Below are 23,710 nucleotides of genomic sequence, written 5' to 3'. Positions count from 1 at the left end.
CGGCTCCCGGGGTGCCTCGGCACGGGGGTGCCCCCGCACTGCCAAGCCGCCGGTGCCGGTCGGTGCCGGTCGGCGAGCGGGACCGCGATCCGGCGGAACCGGGCGCGACTGGTCGGGTGAATTCCGCCGGGCCGGTGACCGTTCGCTCGTATGCTCTGGAGGCATGGTCGTGCTCGAACCCGAACACCGGGCGCTGTTCGCGGTCGACATCGAGCGGTCGGCGGACCCCCGGCGGCACAACGCCGCGTCGGTCGCGATGCGGCGGGCGCTGCGCGAGCACCTGAGCTCGGTGTTCCACGCGGCGGGCATCGACTGGAGCGGCTGCCACGACCACGATCGCGGTGACGGCCTCGTCGTCGCCGTGCCCGCGCACCACCCCAAGCGGCTGCTGCTGCACCCCGTGCTGGAGGCGTTGGACGACGCCCTGCGCGCGCACAACGACCGCTCGCCCGAGCCGGAGCGGATGCGGGTGCGGGTCGCGGTGCACGACGCGGACGTGGTGCTCGACGACTTCGGCTACACCGGCCGCCCGCTGGTCCTGCTGGCCCGCCTGCTCGACGCCCCGCCGCTGCGGGAGGCCCTGGCGTCCGCGCCGCGCGCGGTCACCGTCGCGGCGATCGTCTCGGAGCGCTTCCACGAGGACGTCGTCGCGCAGGGCCACCCGGACATCGACCCGGAGCGCTACCACCGGACCGAGGTGCGGGTGAAGGAGAGCCGCCTGGTGGGCTGGCTGCACGTGCCGGGCCGGCCGGCGGCGGTCCCGGCCGAGGGCGGCTGGCGGGTCCGGGCGGCGGTCAACCACGACCGGCTGTTCGGGGTCGACGCGGCGACGGCCCGCCTGCGCGAGGCGATCGCCAACCCGACCGGCTCGTGGATCCTCGCCGTGCGCGGCTCCGGCGGCGTCGGCAAGACGACCATCGCGTTCGAGGCCGTGGACCGGGCGCAGCGCGAACACCTGGTCGACCGGGTGCTGTGGACGACCGTGCGCGGTGACGCCCCGGAGGACGACGAGCCGGACGCGCGGGCGTGGTGGATGGAGGCGGTGGTCGACCTCGCCGACCAGCTCGACGTGACGCTCGGCCCCAACCCCCGGCAGTGGGGCGAGGCGTTCCGCGACGCCCTGGCCGGGCGCGAGCCGGTGGTCACCGTCGTGGACAACGTGGAGACCGTGCGGCAGGCGTCCGCGCTGGTGGCCCGGCTGCACGGGATCGGCCTGGTGCGCCCGCACAAGCTCGTCGTCACCAGTCGCAGCCGGGTCGAGGACCCGAACGGCCTCGTGCAGCAGCACACCGTCCGGGGCCTGTCGGAGGACGACTCGATCGCGCTGGTCCGCCACATCGGCCGGGACGACGGGCAGTTGGCGACCGCCTCGCGCGACCTGCTGCTGCCCGTCGTGGGTGTCACGGAGGGCAACCCGTACCTGCTCAAGCTGGTGGTCGGGCACTACCTGTCGACCGGTCTGCCGCTGAGCCGGGTCGCGGCCGAGCTGTCCGGGCCGCCGGGTGACGGCCTGGGGCAGCGGGCGAAGGACCACCTCTTCGACCGCTCGCTGGCGGAGCTGGAGCTGGTCGCGGGCGAGGCCAACGCCCAGGCGCTGATCACCGCGTTCTGCGTGAAGCGGCGGGGCGACGAGATGGCGGGGGAGGAGCTGCGGGACATCTGCGGGCTGTCGGCGGGGGTGTTCGACACGACCCTGCGCTCCGCGCTGGACCTCGGCCTGGTGCAGGCGTCCCGGCTCAACTCGCGGTACTCGATCCACAGCCTGCTGCACGAGTACACCCGGCCGCGATGACCGCGACCGGCCGGTCGTTCCGGGGCTACGGCGGCGCGAACCGGTCGCGGCTGCACGACGCGGTGCGGCGGTCGTTCGACCGGTCCGCGCGCGGCACGGACGACGACGCCCCGGAGGACGTGCTCCAGGCGATGGTCAACGACCTGGACAACGTGGGGCGCTACGACGTCCGGATCGACGACCCGGTGCTGGTGCGGTTCGTGGACCGGCTCACCGAGCTGGCGATCAGCGCGATCGAGCAGGGCGACCGGCCCGGCGTGGCGGACTTCCCGGGCGTGATGCGGTCGGCGGCCTCGCTGCTGGCCTCGGCGGGCCGGTCCACGTGGCCGGCGCACGTGGCCAAGGCGTCGTACTACGCGCGCGTCGCGCAGGGCGACGAGCTGCGCCGCGCCGAGCTGCACCAGGCCGTGGGCGCGTGCCGCACCCCGCTCGACCGGGTCGAGGTGGACCTGGTGCGGGCCCAGTTCGCCATCGACACGACCGAGTACCCGGCGGCCTCGCGCCTGCTGGCGCGCTGCCTCGACACGTGCACGACCGACCCGGACTGCCGCCCCCGGCTGCCGCAGGTGTACGTGTGCCTGGGGAACCTGCACTACGTCCAGGGTGGTCTGCGCACCGCGCTGGGCCACTACCAGGCGGCGCTCGCCGTCGACGTCCCGGCCGATTCGCACCGCACCACCCGCGTCCGGGCGCGCGCCCACCACTACAGCGGGCGCATCCGGCACATGCTCGGGCGTGACGAAGAAGCGTTGCGGGACCTCGTCACGGCGTTGGACTACCGGTACGCCACGCACGCCGAGTACGAGCGCAAGAGCGGTTTCTACCACATCGCGATCGGGGAGGTGCTCGTCGTCGGTGGTGCGTACGACCAGGCCGAGGCCCACTTCGCCGTGGCCCGCCGCACCTTCGCCCGCTTGCGGAACAACACCGGCGCGCACGCGATCCTGGACGCGGCGGTGTCGCGGTTGGAGGTCCGGCGTGGACGGTACGACGAGGCGCTGACCCTGGTGGACAGTGCCGTGCGCGGGGCGCGGGAAGGCGGCTACCGCCGGGGTGCGCTGTTGTTCGAGCTGCACCGGGCAAACCTGCTGGTGCGCCGGCGCGCGTTCGGGGCGGCGGCGCGCAGCGTCCTGGTGGCGCTCGGCGTGTGGCTGCGCTTCCTGCGCCGGGGCAACGGGTTGCGCGCGGTGCGGGGTGCGGTCGAGTACGCGTGGGCGTTCGTGCGGCAGAGGGCGGAAACCCGGGACAGGCCGCACCGCCGACCGCTGACGTGCCCGTGCGGTGCGCACGGGTGAGAGCCCGGTGGGAACGCGACGGCGAGCGCCGGTGCGCGCGGCCCCCTTGACAGGCAAGTGGTGACTTGCCTATAACTGCGGGGTGGACGTGGACCCCGACCTGTTCAGGGCCATCGGCGACGCGACCCGACGCACCATCCTGGACGAGTTGACCGAAAAGGACGGACAGACGCTGTTCGAGATCTGCGGCCGGCTGACCGTGAAGCACGGCCTGGCCTCCTCGCGGCAGGCCATCTCGCAGCACCTCGCCGTCCTCGAACAAGCCGGCCTCGTGCGCACCCGCAGGCAGGGCCGGTACAAGTTCCACCACATCGACACGAGGCCGCTGCGCTCGATCGTCGAGCGGTGGCCCATCGACCGAGAGGGACCGAACCCGTGATCAGGATCAACATCACCAGCGTGCTCGTCGACGACCAGGCGAAGGCGCTGGCGTTCTACACCGAGAAGCTGGGCTTCACCAAGAAGACCGACGAGCCCGCCGGTGAGGCGCGCTGGCTCACCGTGGTCTCCCCGGCCGACCCGGACGGCGTCGAGCTGCTGCTGGAGCCGGACGGCCACCCGGCGGCGGGACCGTTCAAGAAGGCCCTGGTCGGCGACGGCATCCCGTTCACCCAGTTCGCCGTCGAGGACGTGCACGCCGAGGTCGAGCGGCTCAAGGCGCTGGGCGTGGAGTTCACCCAGGACGCGACCGACCTCGGGCCGGTGGTCGTCGCCGTCTTCGACGACACCTGCGGCAACCTGATCCAGCTCGCCGCCCTGAAGTAGTCGCCCCCTCCCCGTCGCCGGCACCCGCCCGGCACGGGTTCCGCCGCCCGCCCGTCCTGCCGGGTGGGCGGCCTCGGGCCGCCGATCGCGCCGCGCCGTGCGGCCGTGGTGGTTCGGTTCTACGTCACCGCACGGCGGAGGGCAAGAGGTCGTGGTGCACGGGCACCAGCGCCCGGCCCCGGCGACGGCGCTGCCGGCACGCGCCCGGCGTGACGCGGCGAGCGTGCGGTCACCGAGGTCCTCCCGCTCGGGGGAGCCCGGGTCGGCTCCACCGCCGAGACGTCGCACCACCTGAGATTCCCCCACACCCGCGCGGGTGCCGAGCGCCGACCGTCACGTCACGGATGCGGCGGGTCGCGCGGAGTGTTCGCACCGGCGGTGCCGGCCCGGCCGCACCGTCGCTTTCTCTTTCTCCCGCACGGTTCTCCGCGCTTCCCGCGTCGATTTTCCGCCGGCGCGCCGCCTCGCGGCGGACGACACCCCGGTCGGACCACCCTCCGGTGCGACGCCGCTCCGACCGGGGGTGAACTGCGCGAATCCTTGATCATCGGGCACTTCCGGTGGCAGCGCCCGACATCGTCGCGGGTGCGCGGGGCCGGATCGGGCCGGGTCGTCCGGACTTCTCCGAGGCGTTGACAGTGTGGCTAAACGGATTTAGCCTTCCCAAAATCTGCAAGGGTGGAGGCGGCATGAACGAGTCCACTTCCGACACCGCACTGCTCGCGATCGAGGACCTCCGCGTGACCTTCCACGGCGAACGGGAGGTGCCCGCCGTCCGGGGCGTGTCGTTCTCCCTGTCCGCCAGGGAATCCGTGGCCGTGCTCGGCGAGTCGGGGTGTGGCAAGACCGCCACCGCCCGCGCGGTGATGGGTCTGCTCGATCCGGGCACCGAGGTGGCCGGTCGGATCGTCTACCGGGGCGAGGACGTGCTCGCCCTGCCCGCCAAGCGCCGCCGTGCGCTGTGCGGCAGCAAGATCGCGATGGTGTTCCAGGACGCGCAGACCGCGCTGAACCCCTCGTTCACCGTCGGCGACCAGATCGCCGAGATGTTCCGCGTGCACGCCGGCGCGTCCAAGAAGGTCGCGCGGGAACGGGCCACCGAACTCATCTCCCGGGTCGGCATCCCGGACGCGCGGCGGCGCTCCCGGGAGTACCCGCACCAGCTCTCCGGCGGGATGCGCCAACGGGTCGTGATCGCGATGGCCGTCGCGCTGGGCCCCGAGCTGCTGCTCGCCGACGAGCCGACGACGGCGCTCGACGTCACCGTGCAGGCCCAGATCATCGAGCTGCTCCAGGAACTGCGCCGGGAGTACCAGACCGCGCTGGTGCTGATCACCCACGACCTCGCGGTGGCCGCGCAGGTCGCGTCGCGCGGCGCGGTGATGTACGCCGGCCAGGTGGTGGAAACCGGTCCGCTGGACCGGCTCTACCGCGCGCCGCGCCACCCGTACACGATCTCGCTGCTGGAATCGGTGCCCAGGGTGGAGCGCCGGGTCGAGGAGCTCGGCTCGATCCCCGGCTCCCCACCGGACCCGGCGGCGCTGCCCGCCGGGTGCGCGTTCGCCGCGCGGTGCCGGTTCGCCGTCGAGCGCTGCCGGGTCGAGCAACCGGTGTTGCGCGCCCTCCCGGACGGGTCGCTGGTCTCCTGCCACCGCGCGGAGGAGGTGGCCGGTGGCTGAACCGCTGCTGCGCGCCGAGAACGTGGTCAAGCACTACCCGGTCCGCAACGGGCGCGAGCGCGGCCTCGTGCGCGCGGTGCACGACGTCAGCTTCGAGCTGGGCCGGGGTGAAACCCTCGCCCTGGTGGGCGAATCGGGCTGCGGCAAGTCCACCCTGGCCCGAACGCTGGTGTGCCTGGAACAGCCGACGTCTGGTCGGGTGATCCTCGACGACGTCGACCTCGCCGCGCTGTCCGAACGCGGGCGCAGGCCGCGCCGCAAGCGGATCCAGATGGTCTTCCAGGACCCGTTCGCCTCGCTCAACCCGAAGATGAGCATCGGGGACCTGATCGGCGAGGCGTACGAGGTGCACGGCCTGCCCGAGGGCGTCACCTCGGCGCGCGCGGCGGTCGGCGAACTGCTCGAACGGGTCGGCCTCGATCCCGCGATGGCGGGCCACCACCCCCGGCAGCTCTCCGGCGGGCAGCGGCAGCGGGTCGCGATCGCCCGAGCGCTCGCGCCGCACCCGGCGGTGCTCATCTGCGACGAGCCGACCTCCGCGCTCGACGTGTCGGTGCAGGCGCAGATCATCGCGCTGCTGCGCCAGTTGCAGGCCGACCTGGGCATCGCCTACGTCTTCATCAGCCACGACCTGGCCGTGGTGCGCCAGATCGCCGATCGCGTCGCGGTGATGTACCTCGGCCGGATCGTCGAATCCGGTACCGCGCAGGACGTCTTCGACTCCCCGGTGCACCCCTACACCCAGGCCCTGCTCGCCTCGATCCCCACCTTGACCCCGGGTCGGCCGCCCCGGCTGGAGGGCGAGGCACCCAGTCCCCTGAACCCGCCGGCGGGCTGCCACTTCCGACCCCGTTGCCCGCACGCCCGGCCGGAGTGCGGCGCGAGCCTGCCCGACCTGGCCGCGTTCGCGCCGAACCACTCGGCCGCCTGCTTCTTCCCCCAGATCCGCCGCCCGCACATCCCCCCGGAGGGACCATCGTGACCGGTCACCACTCACCCCTGACCAGACGGGGTTTCCTGCGCGCGGCCGGTGGTGCCGCGCTGCTCGTCCCGTTCGCCTCCGCGTGCGGTGACACCAGGACCACCAGCCAACCCGGCGCGGGCGGCGCGCTGCGCTACGCGCTGTCCGCCGAGCCGAAGGGGCTCGACCCGGCCACCACCGGCGAGTCCAACTCGGGCATCGTGATCCACAACGTCTACGACCGGCTGCTGGAGCTCACCGGCGACGGCAAGGACGTCGCCGCCGGCCTCGCGGAGCGGTGGGAGGTCACGCCGGACGGCATCGGCCACACCTTCCACCTGCGCCAGGGCGTGAAGTTCTCCGACGGCAGCGTGCTGGACGCCGCCGCCGTGGTCGCCTCGCTGCGGCGGACGATGGAGGTCGGGCAGGGCGCGAGCGACCTGCTCGTCGACCACGTCCAGCCGGGCAACATCGTCGCCAAGGACGCGGGCACGGTCGTCATCACGCTCGACGCGCCGTTCTCGCCGTTCCTGCGGACGCTCGCGCTCGACGCCGTCGGCTCGGTGGTGAACCCGGCCGTGGTCGCGGCGAACAAGACCCAGGCCGACCCGACCGCGGCGAAGTACCTGGCGCGCAACATGGCCGGCAGCGGCGCGTTCCAGTTCGTCCGCTGGACGCCCAACCAGGTCATCGAGGTCAAGGCGTTCGAAGGGCACTGGCGCGGCCGGCCGAAGCTCTCCGGCGTGCTGTTCAACTCGCCGGTGGAGCCCTCGACCGCCGCGTTGCAACTGGAGCGCGGCGACCTCGACGTCGTCGGCAACCTGCCGGTCAACCTGATCGACCGGTTGGCGCAGAACGAGAACATCACCGTCCTGGCCACGCCGCTGCTGGACATCACCTACTGGATCTTCCAGACCGAGCAGCCCCCGTTCGACGACGTCCGGGTGCGCCAGGCGATCTGCTACGCGATCGACCACGAGGCCATCATGGCCAACGTCGTGAAGGAGAGCGGCATCCCGCTGCGCGGCCCCATCCCCGGCAGCCTCGTCGACGGGTACGCCGACCACCAGGACGTCGTGGTCTACAAGCGGGACGTCGCGAAGGCCAAGGCGTTGCTGGCGCAGGCCGGTCACGGCAACGGCCTGAAGATCGACAGCACCTACGTGCCCGGCTACGGCACGCTGAAGCAGATCGCCGAAGTGATGCAGGCCAACCTCAAGGAGGTCGGCGTCGAGTGCACGATCGGCGAACTCCCGCTGTCGACCATCATCGACAAGGTGGGCAAGGGCGAACTGCCGTTCTTCTCCTGGAAGTCCACCCTGAACTACGCCAGCCCGGACGCGCTGCTGTACGGCAAGTTGCACGGCAAGGCGTCCCGGTCGGTGGAGGGCAACCTCGCGCACTACCGCGACGACGAGGTCGACCGGCTCCTGGACCGGGCCCGCGGCTCGGCCGACCGCGCCGAGCAGGACGCGGACTGGCTCGCGGCCTCGGCCCGGATCAGCCAGGACGCACCGTGGCTGCCGCTGTACCAGGACGTCGACCGCCGGGCGGTGCGCAAGAACATCAGCAACTACAAGGAGTCCGCGCTGACGCGGCCGGACCTGTTCACCGTGGCGAAGGGTTGATCATGGCAGAGGACAACAGCATCATCGAGGTCGAGTCGTGGACCATCCGGGACGGGGTGGACCCGCGCGAGTACCACGAGGGGATGCGGACCTGGTTCCGCTGGGTGGCCGAGCACCGGGCCGAGCTGTTCCCCGAGTGGAAGGGAGCGTCGTACTACCACGAGGTCGACCAGGCGACGTTGACGCCGACCGGCCGGTACACCATGTTGTTCGAGTACCACTCGGAGGCGGAGCGCCGCGTGTACAAGGAGCGCCGCAAGGACTGGTCCGGGCCGTACGCGGAGTACAAGAAGGTGGACCCGTACGAGCCGTTCCTGGCCGACGTCACGCTGAACTTCTGGGAGCCGGTCGAGCGCGGGCTGTGGCTCCCCGGACGATCGCGGTCGTAGTCCATGGGCCGATTCGTGGTGCTCCGGGTCCTCATCGCCGTCCCGCTCGTGCTCGCGGTCTCGGTGATCACGTTCCTGCTCACGCACCTGGTGCCGGGCGACCCGGCCCGGGTGCTGGCCGGGCTGAACGCGAGCGAGGAGGCCGTGCGGCGCATCCGGGAGCAGGCCGGGCTGGACCAGCCGCTGGTGAGCCAGTTCGGCCTGTACCTGCTGCGGCTGGTGCGCGGTGACCTCGGCGACTCGCTGACCAACCAGCAGCCGGTGCTGGCGAACCTGGTCAGCGCGCTGCCCGCGACGATCGAGCTGACGGTCGCCTCGCTGGTCATCGCCCTGGCGCTGGGCATCCCGCTCGGGGTGCTCGCGGCCACCCGGCGGGGAGGCTTCTTCGACCACCTGGGGCGGGTGCTCAGCCTCGCCGGGGTCGCCGTCCCGGTGTTCTGGGTCGGGATCGTGCTGGTCGTGGTCTTCTACGCGCAGCTCGGCTGGTTGCCGAGCGAGGGGCAGACCGACGTGGCCGGGGGAGGCGCGGCGATCACCGGGTTCGCCTCGCTGGACGCGGTCCTGCGCGGCGACGGGCCGGGCCTGCTGGACGTGCTGCACCACCTGGTGCTGCCCGCCACCACGCTGGCCCTGCCGACCCTGGCCCGGGTCATGCGCACGACCCGGGCGTCGATGCTGGAAGCGCTGGCCGAGCCGTACGTGGCGACCGCGCGGGCGAAGGGCGTGCCGGAGTTCCGGGTCGTCTACGTGCACGCGCTGCGCAACGCGATGATGCCGGTGGTCACCGTCACCGGGCTCGCGTTCGGCTACCTGCTCGGCGGTTCCGTGCTGGTGGAGAAGATCTTCAAGTGGCCCGGTGTCGGCCGGTACGCCTACGAGTCGATCACCGTGCTGGACTACAACTCCGTGATGGGGGTGACCCTCGTGGCAACAGTGGCGTTCCTCGTGGTCAACCTGCTGGTCGACGTGCTGCACGCGGTGCTCGACCCGAAGGTGCGGCTGCCATGACCACGACCGCGCTGCCGCGCCGCATCCGCCGCCGGGTCACCCTGGCCGGGTGGCGGCCGTCCACCGCGATCGCGCTCGCCGTGCTGGGGGCGACGGTCGTGATGGCCGCCGTGCCCGGCCTGCTCGCCCCGTACGACCCGAACGCCATCGACCTGGGCGCGAGCCTGCTGCCGCCCTCGGCCGACCACCTGTTCGGCACCGACAACAACGGTCGGGACCTGCTGAGCCGCATCGTGCACGGCGCGGGCATCTCACTGGCGATCGGCGTGTCGGTGGTGCTGTTCTCGGCCGTCGTCGGCGGCGGGCTCGGGTTGGTGGCGGGTTTCCGAGGCGGCTGGGTGGACGAGGTGATCATGCGGGTCACCGACGTCTTCCTGTCGGTGCCCTACATCCTGCTGCCGATGGTCGTCGTGGTCGCGCTGCAACCGAGCCTGGTCAACACCACCATCGCGCTGGCGGCGGTGTGGTGGCCCTCCTACGCCCGGCTGATGCGCGGGCAGGTGGCGTCGGTCCGGCGACGGCCCTACGTCGACAGCGCGATCGTGCTGGGGGTGCCGACCCGGCGCATCCTGCTCCGGCACGTGCTGCCCAACGCGGTCGGGCCGGTGGTCGTGCTGGCCACCACCGACGTGGGGTTCGTGATCCTGGCCAGCGCCGGGCTCGGCTTCCTCGGCCTCGGCGCACGGCCGCCGACGCCCGAGTGGGGCGTGATGACCAGCGACGGGCTCGGGTTCATGCTCGACGCCTGGTGGTACTCGCTGTTCCCCGGTCTGGCCATCGCGCTCGTGGTGCTCGCGTTCACCATCCTCGGCGACGACGTCGGGGACCGGCTCTCCGGCGGCTCCGGGGGCAAGAAGCGAAAGGTGCGTCAGAAGTGGTCGTCACCAGCATCCGATTGACCCAGTTCGTCGGCGGTCCGGCCGAACTGGTGGACCTCGCCGTCACGGCCGAGGAGGCCGGTTTCGACCAGGTGTGGTTCGCCAGTGACCCGTTCATGCTGCACACCTGGTCGCTGTGCACCGCCGCCGCGCTGCGCACCTCGCGCATCCACGTCGGCGCGCTCGGGATGAACCCGGCCACCGCGGACCCGTCCGAGATGGCCGCCCACCTGGGCACGCTCGACCTGCTCTCCGGCGGTCGGGCGCTGGCCGGGATCGGCGCGCACACCGACGGGATGGTCCCAAAGCTCGGCCTGGTCGGGGAGGACATCCCGGGTCGCACCGCCGAGGCGGTCCGGCTGATCCGCGCCCTGATCGCCGGCGAGGACGCGCCGACCGACGGCGAGCACTTCCGGTGGGAACCGGGCTGCTCGCTCGGGTTCACGCCGCCGAGGCGGCGCATCCCGCTGCACGTCACCGCGTACGGCGAGGAGTTCCTCACCGCGGCGGGCGGCTACGGCGACGGCGTGCTGCCGATCCTGTTCCCGCCGGAGACCGCCGCCGAGGTGGTCGGGTGGGTCCGGGCCGGTGCGGTGGCGGCGGGTCGCGATCCGTCCGAAGTGGACGTCGCGGGCTGCGTCTGGGTGTCGGTCGCCGACGACCCGGCGGTGGCCGGGGACCTGATCCGGCCGACGATCGCGTTCTTCGGTCCGTACCTGTCCGACCACGAGCTCGCGGTGGTGGGGTTGGGCACCGAGGACTTCGCCCCGGTCACGGCGGCGATGCGGGCCGAGGGCGTGGCGGCGGCGGCCGAGCTCGTCACCGACGACATGCTGCGCCTGGCGGTCGTGGGCACGCCGGACGACGTGGTCGTCCGGCTGCGCCGACTGGTCGACGCCGGCGTCACCCAGCTCAGCATCGGCGGCCCGCTCGGTCCCGACCCGGACGCGGCGATCCGCCTGCTGGGTGACCGGGTGCTGCCGGCGCTGCGTTGACTATGGTCTGACCGGTCCGACGACGACAGGAGAGCACACACCGTGATGGGCGAACGGATTCGGGAGCTGCGCGCGGCGCGGTCGATGACGGCGACCGAGCTGGCGAAGGCGGCCGACGTGTCGGTCGGGTTGATCAGTCAGGTCGAGCGCGGGATCACCGACCCGAGCCTGGAGACCGTTCGCAAGATCGCGCGGGCGCTGGACACGCCGGTGTTCAACCTCTTCCAGGACACCGACCTGGAGCGGGTCGCGGTGGTGCGCAAGGACCGCCGGATGGACATCCGCTCCCCGCAGGGCGGCCTGGTCTACCAGCGGGTGTCGGCGGGCGTGGGCAAGATCGAGGTGCTCGAAGGACTGCTCGAAGCGGGCGCGGCGTCCTCGGAGACGGGCTGGAGCCACCCGTCGGACGAGTGCGTCGTGGTGCTCACCGGCCGGCTGGTGCTGGAGGTCGACGGCGAGCGCTACGAGCTGAAGCCGGGCGACAGCGGGAGCTTCGACTCCCGGATGCCGCACCGGTACCTCAACGAGACGACGAAGCCGGTGCGCTTCCTGCTGTCGGTGACGCCGCCCAGCTACTGACCTCGGGAGACCACCCGGGCAGACCGGGATCGGGGCGGCGCGGAGGGGCACCGGCAGCGCCGAACACCGAAATCCCGGGCCGCAACACCACCAGCGGGCCCGCGCGGGGGACGTTCCGCGCGGGCCGCTCGAACGTCACCGCGATCACCTGCGATCACCACCGCGATCGCGACGCGGGCCATCAGCGCACCGCAGGCCGTTCGCGCCGATCCGCCTTGCCCGGCCGTCGTGGCCATCTGTCGGGTTTTCCGCGCCTGCGAACACCTCCGGCGGGGCGTCGCCGCGACGGCACGCGGTCAACACCTTGACTTGACTCGTCGCGGCTACCTACCATCGTTTAGCCACACTAAAAGTTTTGAGGTGTCATGCCAGTGAAACTCACCAGCCGCCAGTTCCGGGAGTGCTTCCCCGTCCTGGCCGACACCGTGCACCTGGCGAGTTGCAGCCAGGGCGCGCTGTCGGGCGAACTGCTGGCCGCACTGTCGGAGATGACCTTCACGATGCGCCAGCACGCCGCGCCGTGGGACCTGTGGATGGCCGAGGTGGACGAGGCGCGGCGGCAGTTCGCCGCGCTGGTCAACGCCGACCCCGACGAGATCGCGGTGGTGCACTGCGCCTCGGACGGCGCGTACCAGGTCGCGTCCACAAAGGACTGGAGCGCCCGGCCCGGCATCGTGACCACGGACATGGAATTCCCGTCCGTCGGCCACGTCTGGCTGGCCCAGGCCGCGCGCGGGGCCCGGGTCACGCACGTGCCCGAGCGGGACGCGGCGGTCGACGTCGACGAGCTCCTCGCGGCGATCGACGAGCGGACCGGCCTGGTGTCGGTCCCCGTCGCGTCCTACCGCAACGGCGCGAGGCTGCCGGTCCGCGCCGCGGTCGACAAGGCGCACGAGGTCGGCGCGCGGGTGTTCGTCGACGCGTACCAGGCCGCCGGGGTGCTCCCGGTCGACGTCCGCGAGCTCGACTGCGACTACCTCGTCGCCGGCGCGCTGAAGTACCTGCTGGGCCTGCCCGGCGTCGCGTTCCTCTACGCCAGGGGCGGGCTGGCCGACGACCTGCCGCCGCAGCTCACCGGCTGGTTCGGCCGGGTCGACCCGTTCCGGTTCGACCCCCGGACGATCGACCACCCCACCCAGGCGCGCCGGTTCGAGACCGGCACCCCGGGCATCCCGTCGGTCTACGCCGCCAACGCGGGGATGCGCCTGCTGTCCCGGGTCGACCCGCACGACGTGGAGCGCCACGTCGGCGAGCTGGCGACGCTGGCCACCGAACGCCTGCTCGCCGCCGGTGAACGGGTGTGGGCACCGCGCGACCCGGCGCACGCCGGCCCCCAGGTGGCGCTGCTCGACGAGCACCCCGACGCCCTCGCCGCCCACCTGGCCGGCCGCCGGATCGTCGCGGCACCCCGGGGCACGGTGCTGCGACTGGCTTTCCACTACTTCAACGACGAGTCCGACGTGGACGCGGTGTGCTCGGCCATCGCCGAGCACCGCGCGCACGGCTGAGGAGGAACCAGGTGCTGCACATCCGCAAGTCGTCCCGGGCGAGCTGGAGCGGTCCGGCGTCCACCGGGAGCGGGACGCTCGACCTCGGCAGGCGCGGCGCGTCCCTGCCGTTCAGCCTGCGCGGCCGGGTCGGCGACGAACCCGCGACCAACCCCGAGGAGCTGCTCGGCTCCGCGCTGGCCGGGTGCTTCTCGATGTCCCTGGCCAACCTGGCCGAGGAGAACGGCACGCCGGTGGAGTCGATCTCCGCCGTCGCGGTCGTGCACCTCGTGCAGACCGAGGAGGGCTTCCGCATCCCCACCGTCGAGCTGTCCTGCGTGGTCCGCGTGCCGGGCGTGGCGCAGGAGGTGGTGCGCGAGATGGCCGAGCGCGCCGAGCGCACCTGCCCGGTCCGCCTCCTCTACACCGCCGACGTCACCCTGAGAGTCGAGGTCGAATCGTGAGCAAGGTGTTCCACTACCGCGAGATCACGCCGTCCTGCGCGGACGGCGACACCGTGGACGTCCGCGAGACGCACCGGGACGACGAGAACGGGTTGCGGCAGGCGGTCTACCGCGTGCGCGCCGGCCGTTCCCGGCCCCGGTCGCCCGGTGCCGGCCGGCTGGAGACGTTGTTCGTGCTGTCGGGCAGCGGAACGCTGCACGTCGACGGACAGGACCACGAGCTGCGCCCGGAACTCGCGCTGCTCGTCGTCGGCGAGGACACCTACGAGATCTCGACCGACGGCGAGGTCGAACTCGTGTCGGTCTCCGCCGAGCAGCACCCCGACGTGGCGTGCGCCGACCCCCGGCCGTGGATCGACCTCGCCGACCAGGTCAAGCAGGACGCGGTCAGCGACCGCGAGTACCAGACCCTGTTCGACCCGGCGAGCGGGTGCTCCGGGGTGACCCAGTTCGTCGGCTACATCCCGACGCTGCGCACCCCCATGCACCACCACCCCTACAGCGAGATGGTGTTCGTCCTGTCGGGCACCGGCCAGGTCGAGATCGCGGGCGCGACGTCCACGATCGGCGCGGGCTCGTGCTTCTACCTCCCGGCGGGCGTCCACCACCTGGTGGAGAACCTCGGCGACCAGGGCTATTTGCGGCTGCTCGGGGTGTTCGTGCCCGCCGGCAGCCCCTCGGAGAACACGCCCGCGTGACGTGTCGTGCGGTGCACGGCCCAGTACCCTGCGCGTCGGGTGTTCCCCCGACGCTCCGCGATGGACCGCACCTCGTGGGCACGGCGGTCCACGCCCCGTGAGATGGGAGAGGTAGATGTCGATTCTGTCCGACCTGCTCGGCGCGCTCGGCTCGGGACGGGTCGAGGTGGTCGACCTGACCGCCCCGCTGCACCCCGGCACCCCGCTGCTGCAACTCCCGGAACCGTTCGCGAACACCATCCCGTTCCGGCTGGAGGAGATCAGCCGCTACGACGACCGGGGACCGGGCTGGTATTGGAACGACATCCACACCGGGGAGCACACCGGGACCCACTTCGACGCGCCGGTGCACTGGGTGACCGCCCGGGACGGCGAGGACGTGTCCCAGGTCGACCCCGCGAAGTTCGTCGCGCCGGCGGCGGTGCTGGACTTCACCGCGCAGGCCGCGAGCGACCCGGACTTCCTGCTGGAGGTCGCGCACGTCGAGCGGTGGCAGCGGGAGCACGGCCCGCTGCCGGCCGGCGGCTGGCTGCTCTACCGGACCGGGTGGGACGCGCGGGGCGAGAGCCAGTCGGAGTTCGTCAACGGCGGCCACAGCCCCGGCATCTCCGTCGAGTGCGCCCGTTGGCTGGCCGAGGAGAGCCCGATCATCGGCGTCGGGGTGGAGACGGTGGGCACCGACGCGGGCGCGGCGCACTCGTTCGAGCCCGCTTTCCCTTGCCACTCCTACCTCCTGGGCGCGGGCAAGTACGGCCTGACGCAGTTGCGCAACCTCGCGCTCCTGCCGCCGACCGGTGCCGTCGTGCTCGCCGGGCCGCTGCCGATCGTCGGCGGCTCGGGCAGCCCGACGCGGGTGCTGGCCCTGGTCGAGCGATGACCGTCGCGGACGCGGTCGGCCGCGCGCTGGCCGACCTCGGTGCCGACCACGTGTTCGGCGTGGTCGGCAGCGGGAACTTCCACGTCACCAACGCCCTGGTGGCCGGGGGAGCGCGGTACGTCGCCGCCCGGCACGAGGGCGGTGCGGCCACCATGGCCGACGCCTACGCGCGGACCAGCGGCAAGCTCGGGGTGCTGTCGGTGCACCAGGGCTGCGGGCTGACCAACGCGATGACCGGCATCGCCGAGGCCGCCAAGAGCCGCACGCCGCTGCTCGTGCTGGCCGCCGAGGTCACCTCGCCGCGCTCGAACTTCTTCGTCGACCAGACCGCGCTGGCCACGGCCGTCGGTGCCGCGTCCGAGCGCGTCACCTCCGCGTCGTCCGCCGTGGACACCGTCGTGCGGGCGGTCCGCCGCGCCACGCACGAACGCCGCACCGTCGTGCTCAACCTGCCGCTGGACCGGCAGGCCGAGCCCGCCCCGGTGGTCCCGGTCGACCCGCTGCCGCCCCACCTCCCGCCCGCGCCCGACCCGGCGGCCGTCGACGCGCTCGCGGACGCCATCGCGCGGGCCCGCCGCCCGGTGTTCGTCGCCGGCCGGGGTGCCCGCCACGCCCGCGCGGAGCTGGAAGACCTCGCCGAGCGGTGCGGCGCGCTGCTCGCGACCTCGGCCGTGGCCAACGGCCTGTTCACCGGGAACCCGTGGTCGGTCGGCATTTCCGGCGGTTTCGCCACCCCGCTCGCGGTCGAGCTGATCACCGGCGCGGACCTCGTGGTCGGCTGGGGCTGCGCGCTGAACGCGTGGACCACGCGGCACGGCAGCCTGCTCGGCCCCGGTGCCGCGGTCGTGCAGGTCGACCTGGACGCGGACGCGCTCGGCGCGCACCGCCCCGTCGACCTGGGCGTCGTCGGCGACGTCCGGGCCGTCGCCGCCGCCGTGCGGGTCGAGGGCGCACCGGGCTACCGCTCGCCCGAACTCGCCGCGCGCATCGCGGGTGCCGGCCGCTGGCGCGACGTCCCGCACGTCGAGGAGTCCGAAGTGGACCGGATCGACCCGCGCACCCTGTCCACCCGGCTGGACGACCTGCTCCCGGCCGAGCGGGTGGTCGGCGTGGACTCGGGCAACTTCATGGGCTACCCCAGCGCGTACCTCTCGGTGCCCGACGAGCGCGGGTTCTGCTTCACCCAGGCGTTCCAGTCGATCGGCCTGGGCCTGGCCACCACCATCGGCGCGGCGCTCGCCCGACCCGACCGCCTGCCGGTCGCGGCGCTCGGCGACGGCGGCGGCCTGATGGGCATCGCCGAGCTGGAGACCGTGGTCCGGCTCGGCCTGCCGATGGTCGTCGTGGTCTACAACGACGGCGGCTACGGTGCCGAGGTCCACCACTTCGGCCCCGGCGGGCACCCGCTGGACACCGTCCGGTTCGCCGACACCGACGTGGCCGCCATCGGGCGCGGCTTCGGCTGCACCGCCCTGACCGTGCGCCGCCCCGAGGACCTGGCCGGTCTGACCCGGTGGCTCGACGGCCCGCGCGACACCCCGCTCCTGATCGACGCCAAGGTCGCCGCCGGCCGCGCGTCGTGGTGGCTGGAAGAGGCTTTTCGCGGCCACTGACGGCCACCGGCGGGTGAGGGGGCGACGACCGAGGCCGTGCTCGCCGACCTGCTCGGGGTTTGGCGCGCGGCGCACTCCTCCGTGCTCGCGGTGCGACGGCCGTCGCGGCGGCGACACCGGGGAACAGCCCGATGTGGGACGAGCGCACGTCCCTGAGTGCGGGGGACGGGCCTGAAGTCCGCCGCCGAGTGATGAGGCGGTCGGCGGCGGCCGGACATCGCTGAGCGTCGCCGGGCGGTGGCGGTGGACCCGGACGGGGGAACGCCGAGCCCCGCCCGGGTTGTCGGTCGTCGCCGGGCCGGGTGAACCGCCTCAAGTCGATCCGCCGTCGGGACGAAAGGAGGTGAACGGGACGAATCACGTGCGATGGCTTCGCCGCCGGTGGAGCGCGCACGCGCCGAAACGGGGTACCGGATGCGCACGTTCTCGCGGATCGTCGTCGCCGCCGCGCTGGTTCCCGCGCTGTGCGCCGCCCCCGGCGTGGTGGCGACCGCCGCTCCCGGCCCGATGGCCCCGCTGCGCCACAGCGCCGACGCCGTCCCCGGGCAGTACATCGTCACCCTCAAGCAGGGGCACGATCCGGTGGCCACCGCCGGTCAGGTCGTCGGGGTCCGGACGCTGTTCACCTACACCGCCGTGTTCTCCGGCTTCGCCGCCCGGCTCAGCGCCGCCCAGTTGACGGCGGTGCGCCGGCTCCCCGGCGTCGCGGCGGTGGAGGACGACGCCGCGATCACCGCCGACGCCGTGCCGAGCTGGGGACTGGACCGGATCGACCAGCCCGCGCTGCCCCTCGACGACAGCTTCACCGTCGCCGGCACCGGCAAGGGCGTCACCGCCTACGTCCTCGACACCGGCATCGACTTCGGCCACAGCGAGTTCGGCGGCCGGGCCCAACCGGGCTTCGACGCCGTGGACGACGGCCGCAACGGCTTCGACTGCCACGGCCACGGCACCCACGTCGCCGGCACCGTCGGCGGCGCGACCTACGGCGTGGCGCAGGAGGTGTCCCTGGTCGCCGTGCGGGTCCTCGGCTGCGACGGCAGCGGCGAGAACTCGGGGCTGCTCGCCGGCCTGGACTGGGTCGCCGGCCACGCCCGGCACCCCGCCGTGCTCAACGGGTCGCTCGGCGGTCCGCGCGTCGAATCCCTCAACGCCGCCATCACCGCGCTGTCCGACCAGGGCGTCCTGCCGGTCGTCGCCGCCGGGAACGACGCCGTCGACGCGTGCGACGTCTCGCCGGCGAGCGCGGAGCGCGTGGTCACCGTCGGTGCCACGGACAGGTCCGACCTGGAGACCGACTTCTCCAACTACGGCCGGTGCCTGTCGCTCTACGCCCCCGGCCGGGCGATCGTCTCGGCCAGGCTCGGCGGCGGCGACGTCGCGCTGAGCGGCACGTCGATGGCGTCCCCGCACGTGGCGGGCGTCGTGGCCCTGTACCTGGCCGCCAACCCCGCCGCGACCTCCGGGGAGGCCGAGGCGTGGCTGGCCGAGCACTCCACCAAGGACGTCCTCCAGGTGTCCGAGGGAAGCCCGAACGAGCTGCTCTACACAGACGGCCTCTGACGCCCGCCCCCTCGGGATTCGGGGCCCGACCGGTCCGGTTCCTCGACCCCCCCTATCTCAGCGGAGCTCCCGGAAGAACACGCGCACGTCGTCCACCAGCGCCGCCGGTGCCTCCAGGGCGAGGAAGTGCCCGCCGTGGTCGAGTTCGGTCCAGCGCACGACGTGGTGGTCGCGCTCGGCCCAACGCCGCACGGTGACGTCGTGCGCGGACACCAACACGCCCGTCGGGACCCGGACCGGTGCCGCTCCGCTCCAGTCACCGGCGTCGGCGCTCCAGTCGTTCGCGGAGATCTCCTCGTAGTAGATCTGGGCCGAGGAGCCCGCCGTGCCGGTGAACCAGTACAGCGAGACGGTGGCGAGCATCCGGTCCCGGCCCAGGACCTGCTCCGGGAGGCTCTCCTCCGGCACGGTCAGTTCCTTGTACTTCTCCATGATCCAGGCGAGCTGCCCGACCGGCGAGTCGTGCAGCCCGTAGGCCACCGTCTGCGGGCGCTTGGAGTTGCACTGGAGGTAGCCGTCGTTGAAGTTCTGCATCGCCTCCCACCGGCGCTGGTCGGCCTCGGGCAGGTCGTCCAGCTCGCCGTCGAGGCCGATCGGGAACGAGATCATCGCGTTGAGGTGCACGCCGATCACGCGCTCCGGGGCCAGCTTGCCGAGCTGCGGCGCGACCCACGAACCGGTGTCGTACCCCTGCACGCCGTAGCGCCCGTACCCCAGGTCCGCCATGAGCCGCACCAGCAGCCCCGCCATCCGCTCGGCGTTCATGCCCGGCCCGGCCAGCGGCGTGGAGAAGCCGAACCCCGGCAGCGACGGGATCACCAGGTGGAAGGCGTCGGCGGGGTCGCCGCCGTGCGCGCGGGGGTCCGACAGCGGCCCGATCACGTCGAGGAAGTCACCGACGCCGCCCGGCCAACCGTGCAGCAGGACGAGGGGGGTGGCACCCGCCTCCGGCGAGCGGACGTGCAGGAAGTGCAGGCGCTGGCCGTCGAGGGTGGTCACGAACTGCGGGTGCGCGTTGAGCTCGGCCTCCTGCGCCCGCCAGTCGAAACCGGTGCGCCAGTGCTCCGCCAGGTCCCGGAGGTAGTCGACCGGCACGCCCCGGCTCCAGCCGACCCCGGGCAGCTCGTCGGGCCACCGGGTGGCGGCCAGGCGCGCGGCGAGGTCGTCGAGCCGGCTCTGGGGGACGGTGATGGAGAAGGGGTGGATGTCCGGTGTCATGGGAACCACGCTAGGTCCCGGTTAGGTCAGCTCCGGTCCTAAGTGGCCGGCAGGATGGAACCATGTGGGAGACGTCCGCGCGGCTGCTGAAACTGCTGTCCCTGCTCCAGGCGCACCGCGACTGGTCCGGGGCGGACCTGGCCGACCGCCTCGGCGTGACGACCCGGACCGTGCGGCGCGACGTCGAGCGGCTGCGCGGGCTCGGCTACCCGGTGCACGCCCTGCGGGGCACGCCCGGCTACCGGCTCGGCGCGGGTGCCGCCCTGCCGCCCCTGCTGCTCGACGACGACGAGGCCGTCGCCGTGGCGGTCGGCCTGCGGACCGCCGCGAGCAGCTCGGTCGCGGGCATCGAGGACACCGCGTCGCGGGCGCTCACCAAGCTGGAGCAGGTGTTGCCGGCACGCCTGCGCCACCGGGTGAACGCGCTGCACACCGCGACCGTGCGCGCCGGGGTGGCTCCGGGCCCGCAGGTCTCGGCGGACGTGCTGGTGGTCCTCGCCGACGCCTGCCGCCGCCACGAGCGGCTGCGGTTGGACTACACCGGCCCGCGCGGCGGGACCTCCCGCCGGACCGTCGAGCCGCACGGCGTGGTCCACTTCGGCCGGCACTGGTACCTGGTGGCCTTCGACCCGGACCGCGACGACTGGCGCACCTTCCGGGTGGACCGGCTCGACCCGCGCCCACCCGCCGGCCCCCGGTTCACGCCGCGCGACCTGCCCCACGGCGACGCGGCGACCTACCTGGCGCACCAGCTCTCCGCGCGCACGTGGCCGTGCCGGGCGGCGGTCCTACTGCACGAGGCCGCCGACGCCGTGGCGGACCGGGTGTGGCCGGGGATGGGCGTGGTCGAAGCCGTCGACGGGCGCAGCTCCCTGCTGCACCTCGGCGCGGAGACGCCCGCCGACCTGGTGTGGATGATCACCTCCGTGCGGACCGACTTCACGGTCGTCAGCGGCCCGGCCGAACTCACCGACGCCTTGCGCCGGCAGGCCGAGCGCTGCCTCGCCGCGATCGGCGGCCGGTAACCCCGTTGCCCTTCCACAGGTCCTGATCGAAAAGTTGTGGTCGCCTGGGCACGACAGCCTGAAAACCGTTCTCCAGCAACGCGAACAGCTCGCCCCCTGCCCGGAATCGGCGACACCACCGGGTTCACGACCTCCGGCCACCTGACCGCCTGCGCCGGGCGGTGTCGTAGGACGTGAAAAGCGCCGTGTGTCAGGGATTCCGGCCGTGCGGGGTGGTGATGCGGTAGGCACCCGGCGGTGTGCCGTGCGCGGCGCGGAAGACCCGGCTGAACTCGGCCGGTTCCGGGAAGCCCCACCGCGCGCCGATCGCGTGGACGGCGACGTGGTGCAGGGCCGGGTCGGTCAGGTCGCGGCGGCACCGGTCGAGGCGTCGGGCCTTGACGTGGGCGGCGACGGAAGTCCCGTGGTACTGGAAGATCCGGTGCAGGTAGCGCAGCGAGATGTGGTGCGCCGAGGCGATCGCGGCGGGCTTGAGGTCGGGATCGGGCAGGTGCCGCTCGATGAACGCGGTGATGCGCAGGAACAGGACGCCCTGCGGTGACCGGGGTGCCGGCGGCGGCTCGCCGGTCAGGTGGTGCGAGAGCACCGCCGTGACCAGGTCGATGGTGGCGTTCCCCAGCCGGGTCGCGTCGGTCGCGGGGTACGGGGCCGGTTCGTCGGCGATGGTGGTCAGGAACTGCGCGAGGACGCGGCCGATGCCCTGCGTGCCCCGCAGCGGGACGGCCAGCAGCCGGTCCACCAGGCGTTGCGGCAGCGGCAGCAGGCGCTTGGGGAAGTTCACGAGCAACGACGAGACGCTGCGCTGGCCCGCGTCGGCCTTCGTGACGAACGGTCGGGAGCTGTCGAAGAGGATCAGCTCGCCGGGTTCGAGCAGGCTCCTGGTGCGGGACTGCTCGGCGGCCTGGACGCCCGCGCGGCACAGGGCGAACAGGTAGTGCTCGGGATCGGCCCGCCGGATCGTGCGCGGCGTCCGCGCCAACGTCAACGGCGAGAAGGTCGTCGACGTCATCTCCACGTCCCCCAACCGGACGGTGCCGACCCGGGCGTGGAAGTCCGGGTCCAGGAACCGGGTGCTCATGGCGACCGGTATGTGCTCCAAAAGGCCCGCCCAGGCCGTGGCCCGGTCGCGGACGGGTACCCCTGCGGTGTCGAGAACAGTCCTCACCTTGGCTCCCCTCGTGCCCTGATGCTGTTCGGCGACCAGTCTGCCCGCGCTCCGGTCGGCGGGCGGGCGAATGCGCCGTGCTCCACCCGGCTGCGGTGGCGGCCTACCGCCGATCGGGCGATCGGGCGCACGTCGTGGTGCGCCCGTTGCCAACGTCGGTGCACTGGTCGGCAACGACGCGGGACCGGTCGCGGCGACACCATCGGTCACGACGATCGGCGCGAGGGGAGAAGTTGGCGTGGTCCCGGCCCGCGCACCAGGTGCGCACGGGTCGGGCCCGCCGGGAATCCGCCGGGGTCGAGTCCCGTCCGGTTCGCCGGACACCCGAACACCCGAACACAGGGGGAACGACATGTCGTTCAAGCCATTGCGCGGTGTCGCCGCTGCGGCGGCGCTCGCGTTCAGCGCGGCGGCGCTCATGACCACGACCGCCAGTGCGGCACCGGCCACCGGCGAAACGGGGGTGTCGCCGCTCAGTTGCAGCCACGCCCACTCGAACCAGGACAGCGCGTGGGGTCGGATCAGCGGCAGCAACGTGAACTACCGCTCGGGCCCGCACACGAGCTGCTCCTCCTACGGGCAGTTCAACAACGGCGACAAGATCTTCTACCACTGCTACACGACGACCCAGAGCGACGGCACCTGGACCTGGGGCCGCAAGGACGGCACGGACCGGCAGGGGTGGATCAAGGACACGCTCCTCGACGACGGGGGCAGCACCCAACCCTGCTGAGCCGCGCCCCGGCGGGTCGCGGGCGAGTCCCGCTGAGCACCCGCTGAAGCGCACGGGATGACCCACCGTCCGCCCGGCCGCCCCGTTCGACCCCGGGGCTGTCGGGCGGACGTCGGCATCCGTACCCACTTCCGGCAGCGAGGACGCGGAGCGGTTGAGGGTGCCGCGCGGACGGCGAGATCATTCCGTCGGCGGTTCTCGCGGATGACTTGCCCGCCCTTCCCGGGACCGCGCGCATTCGAGGTGCGCGGAGAAGCGGACTTGTGGTGCACGGAGGGCTGAATAGCCCACGAATGTGGTGGGAGAAATCACAATCCGTGCTGTTCGGCAGTGCGCAATTCGGAGCGGCGACCGGTGGCGGACCGGGCTCGGATGTGCGCGGATCTGCGGGGAAGGTGGCCCGGCGCGCCCCGCGCGCGTTGTCCGGGATCGGTGATGAATGTCCGTTCATCACCGCCTGACAGATGTCCCACAACACCCTTGACCTGCCAGCGCACCGCATCTCACCTGCGACGACGCGTGTCGACAAGCTTCGGCACTTGTCAGGTGAGCGCGAGGCTACCGTCTGTGGCGAATGCGTGACGCCGACGCGATGATAAGGTCGGCTCGTTTGTGCATATCGTGTTCGTGGCCGGCTCGCGGCAATTCTGCTGTGCGCCGAAGTCGGCACGGGGAGGGTGCAGGTCAATGAGGCGGTCAAGGGCGGTACCGGCGTTCGCGTTGCTCACGAGTGCGACGCTGCTGGTGGGGGCGTGCGGCAGCGGTGGTGACGGAACCGGGGCGCAAGGACCCGTGCAGAACAACGACCCCGGCAAGATCGGTGGTCAGGACGAGTTGTTCAAGCGTCCGAAGGTGGACGACATCGGTGAGATCGCGGTGGCGATCGAAGAGGGCTTCC

22 protein-coding genes and 1 pseudogene are annotated in these 23,710 nt (G+C 72.8%); 21 read left to right on the top strand and 2 right to left on the bottom strand.

Going from position 1 to position 23,710, the window contains the following annotated elements:
- Nucleotides 1–163 precede the first annotated feature (163 nt).
- From AB0G01_RS27915 to AB0G01_RS27830, 18 genes are all read left to right on the top strand, one after another.
- Entirely contained in the window at nt 164–1,792 is a 1,629-nt protein-coding gene (locus AB0G01_RS27915; RefSeq protein ID WP_360951140.1) for an NB-ARC domain-containing protein, read from the top strand.
- Nucleotides 1,789–3,087, top strand: a complete 1,299-nt coding sequence (locus AB0G01_RS27910; RefSeq protein WP_360951137.1) for a tetratricopeptide repeat protein — start codon at nt 1,789–1,791, stop codon at nt 3,085–3,087. Before AB0G01_RS27915 ends, AB0G01_RS27910 begins: the two co-directional genes overlap by 4 nt.
- Before the next feature lie 88 nt (nt 3,088–3,175).
- On the top strand, nt 3,176–3,466 hold the full coding sequence (locus tag AB0G01_RS27905) for a metalloregulator ArsR/SmtB family transcription factor (RefSeq protein WP_360951616.1): 291 nt from the start codon (nt 3,176–3,178) through the stop codon (nt 3,464–3,466).
- Nucleotides 3,463–3,852, top strand: a complete 390-nt coding sequence (locus AB0G01_RS27900; protein WP_360951134.1) for a VOC family protein — start codon at nt 3,463–3,465, stop codon at nt 3,850–3,852. Before AB0G01_RS27905 ends, AB0G01_RS27900 begins: the two co-directional genes overlap by 4 nt.
- Before the next feature lie 689 nt (nt 3,853–4,541).
- Complete coding sequence (locus AB0G01_RS27895; protein ID WP_360951131.1) at nt 4,542–5,531, top strand: ABC transporter ATP-binding protein; 990 nt, start codon at nt 4,542–4,544, stop codon at nt 5,529–5,531.
- Nucleotides 5,524–6,513, top strand: a complete 990-nt coding sequence (locus AB0G01_RS27890) for an ABC transporter ATP-binding protein (protein WP_360951128.1) — start codon at nt 5,524–5,526, stop codon at nt 6,511–6,513. The genes AB0G01_RS27895 and AB0G01_RS27890 overlap by 8 nt, the downstream gene beginning before the upstream one ends.
- Nucleotides 6,510–8,120, top strand: a complete 1,611-nt coding sequence (locus AB0G01_RS27885) for an ABC transporter substrate-binding protein (RefSeq protein WP_360951125.1) — start codon at nt 6,510–6,512, stop codon at nt 8,118–8,120. Before AB0G01_RS27890 ends, AB0G01_RS27885 begins: the two co-directional genes overlap by 4 nt.
- A gap of 2 nt (nt 8,121–8,122) precedes the next feature.
- The gene (locus AB0G01_RS27880) at nt 8,123–8,509 is read left to right on the top strand and encodes a hypothetical protein (protein WP_360951122.1); all 387 of its coding nucleotides are present in this window, start codon (nt 8,123–8,125) and stop codon (nt 8,507–8,509) included.
- A 3-nt stretch (nt 8,510–8,512) separates the two neighbouring features.
- On the top strand, nt 8,513–9,517 hold the full coding sequence (locus tag AB0G01_RS27875) for an ABC transporter permease (protein ID WP_360951119.1): 1,005 nt from the start codon (nt 8,513–8,515) through the stop codon (nt 9,515–9,517).
- Complete coding sequence (locus AB0G01_RS27870; RefSeq protein ID WP_360951116.1) at nt 9,514–10,416, top strand: ABC transporter permease; 903 nt, start codon at nt 9,514–9,516, stop codon at nt 10,414–10,416. Before AB0G01_RS27875 ends, AB0G01_RS27870 begins: the two co-directional genes overlap by 4 nt.
- Entirely contained in the window at nt 10,392–11,390 is a 999-nt protein-coding gene (locus AB0G01_RS27865; protein WP_360951113.1) for an LLM class flavin-dependent oxidoreductase, read from the top strand. Before AB0G01_RS27870 ends, AB0G01_RS27865 begins: the two co-directional genes overlap by 25 nt.
- A 45-nt stretch (nt 11,391–11,435) precedes the next feature.
- Nucleotides 11,436–11,969 carry an XRE family transcriptional regulator gene (locus AB0G01_RS27860; RefSeq protein ID WP_360951110.1) on the top strand — a complete coding sequence of 178 codons (534 nt, stop codon included), beginning with the start codon at nt 11,436–11,438 and terminating at the stop codon, nt 11,967–11,969.
- 365 nt (nt 11,970–12,334) lie between these two features.
- Nucleotides 12,335–13,477 carry an aminotransferase class V-fold PLP-dependent enzyme gene (locus AB0G01_RS27855; protein ID WP_360951108.1) on the top strand — a complete coding sequence of 381 codons (1,143 nt, stop codon included), beginning with the start codon at nt 12,335–12,337 and terminating at the stop codon, nt 13,475–13,477.
- 11 nt (nt 13,478–13,488) lie between these two features.
- The gene (locus AB0G01_RS27850; protein WP_360951105.1) at nt 13,489–13,920 is read left to right on the top strand and encodes an OsmC family peroxiredoxin; all 432 of its coding nucleotides are present in this window, start codon (nt 13,489–13,491) and stop codon (nt 13,918–13,920) included.
- Nucleotides 13,917–14,618: a cupin domain-containing protein gene (locus tag AB0G01_RS27845; protein ID WP_360951102.1), complete on the top strand. Its 702-nt coding sequence runs from the start codon at nt 13,917–13,919 to the stop codon at nt 14,616–14,618. Before AB0G01_RS27850 ends, AB0G01_RS27845 begins: the two co-directional genes overlap by 4 nt.
- 115 nt (nt 14,619–14,733) lie before the next feature.
- Nucleotides 14,734–15,495 (top strand): cyclase family protein, encoded by a 762-nt coding sequence (locus AB0G01_RS27840; protein WP_360951099.1) that lies wholly within the window; start codon nt 14,734–14,736, stop codon nt 15,493–15,495.
- Nucleotides 15,492–17,108, top strand: a complete 1,617-nt coding sequence (locus AB0G01_RS27835) for a thiamine pyrophosphate-binding protein (protein ID WP_360951096.1) — start codon at nt 15,492–15,494, stop codon at nt 17,106–17,108. Before AB0G01_RS27840 ends, AB0G01_RS27835 begins: the two co-directional genes overlap by 4 nt.
- A gap of 366 nt (nt 17,109–17,474) precedes the next feature.
- Nucleotides 17,475–18,671 (top strand): S8 family peptidase, encoded by a 1,197-nt coding sequence (locus AB0G01_RS27830; protein ID WP_360951093.1) that lies wholly within the window; start codon nt 17,475–17,477, stop codon nt 18,669–18,671.
- 57 nt (nt 18,672–18,728) lie between these two features.
- On the opposite strand, the gene AB0G01_RS27825 is transcribed toward AB0G01_RS27830, so the two are convergent.
- Nucleotides 18,729–19,889 (bottom strand): epoxide hydrolase family protein, encoded by a 1,161-nt coding sequence (locus AB0G01_RS27825; RefSeq protein WP_360951090.1) that lies wholly within the window; start codon nt 19,887–19,889, stop codon nt 18,729–18,731.
- A gap of 62 nt (nt 19,890–19,951) precedes the next feature.
- Between AB0G01_RS27825 and AB0G01_RS27820 the strand changes: the two genes are divergently transcribed.
- The gene (locus AB0G01_RS27820; RefSeq protein ID WP_360951087.1) at nt 19,952–20,914 is read left to right on the top strand and encodes a YafY family protein; all 963 of its coding nucleotides are present in this window, start codon (nt 19,952–19,954) and stop codon (nt 20,912–20,914) included.
- A gap of 190 nt (nt 20,915–21,104) precedes the next feature.
- On the opposite strand, the gene AB0G01_RS27815 is transcribed toward AB0G01_RS27820, so the two are convergent.
- Nucleotides 21,105–22,079: a helix-turn-helix domain-containing protein gene (locus AB0G01_RS27815; protein WP_360951084.1), complete on the bottom strand. Its 975-nt coding sequence runs from the start codon at nt 22,077–22,079 to the stop codon at nt 21,105–21,107.
- 352 nt (nt 22,080–22,431) lie between these two features.
- On the opposite strand from AB0G01_RS27815, the gene AB0G01_RS27810 reads away from it, so the two are divergent.
- Both AB0G01_RS27810 and AB0G01_RS27805 read left to right on the top strand, forming a co-directional pair.
- Nucleotides 22,432–22,812 carry a hypothetical protein gene (locus AB0G01_RS27810; RefSeq protein ID WP_360951081.1) on the top strand — a complete coding sequence of 127 codons (381 nt, stop codon included), beginning with the start codon at nt 22,432–22,434 and terminating at the stop codon, nt 22,810–22,812.
- Between the two features lie 687 nt (nt 22,813–23,499).
- Nucleotides 23,500–23,710, top strand: a pseudogene (locus tag AB0G01_RS27805) (ABC transporter family substrate-binding protein); the annotation flags it as partial.

The organism is Actinosynnema sp. NPDC023587, from assembly GCF_040640215.1.
Lineage (GTDB): Bacteria > Actinomycetota > Actinomycetes > Mycobacteriales > Pseudonocardiaceae > Actinosynnema.
The sequence above is the reverse complement of the archived record's forward strand: the minus strand, read 5'-3'. Positions and strand labels throughout refer to the sequence as shown.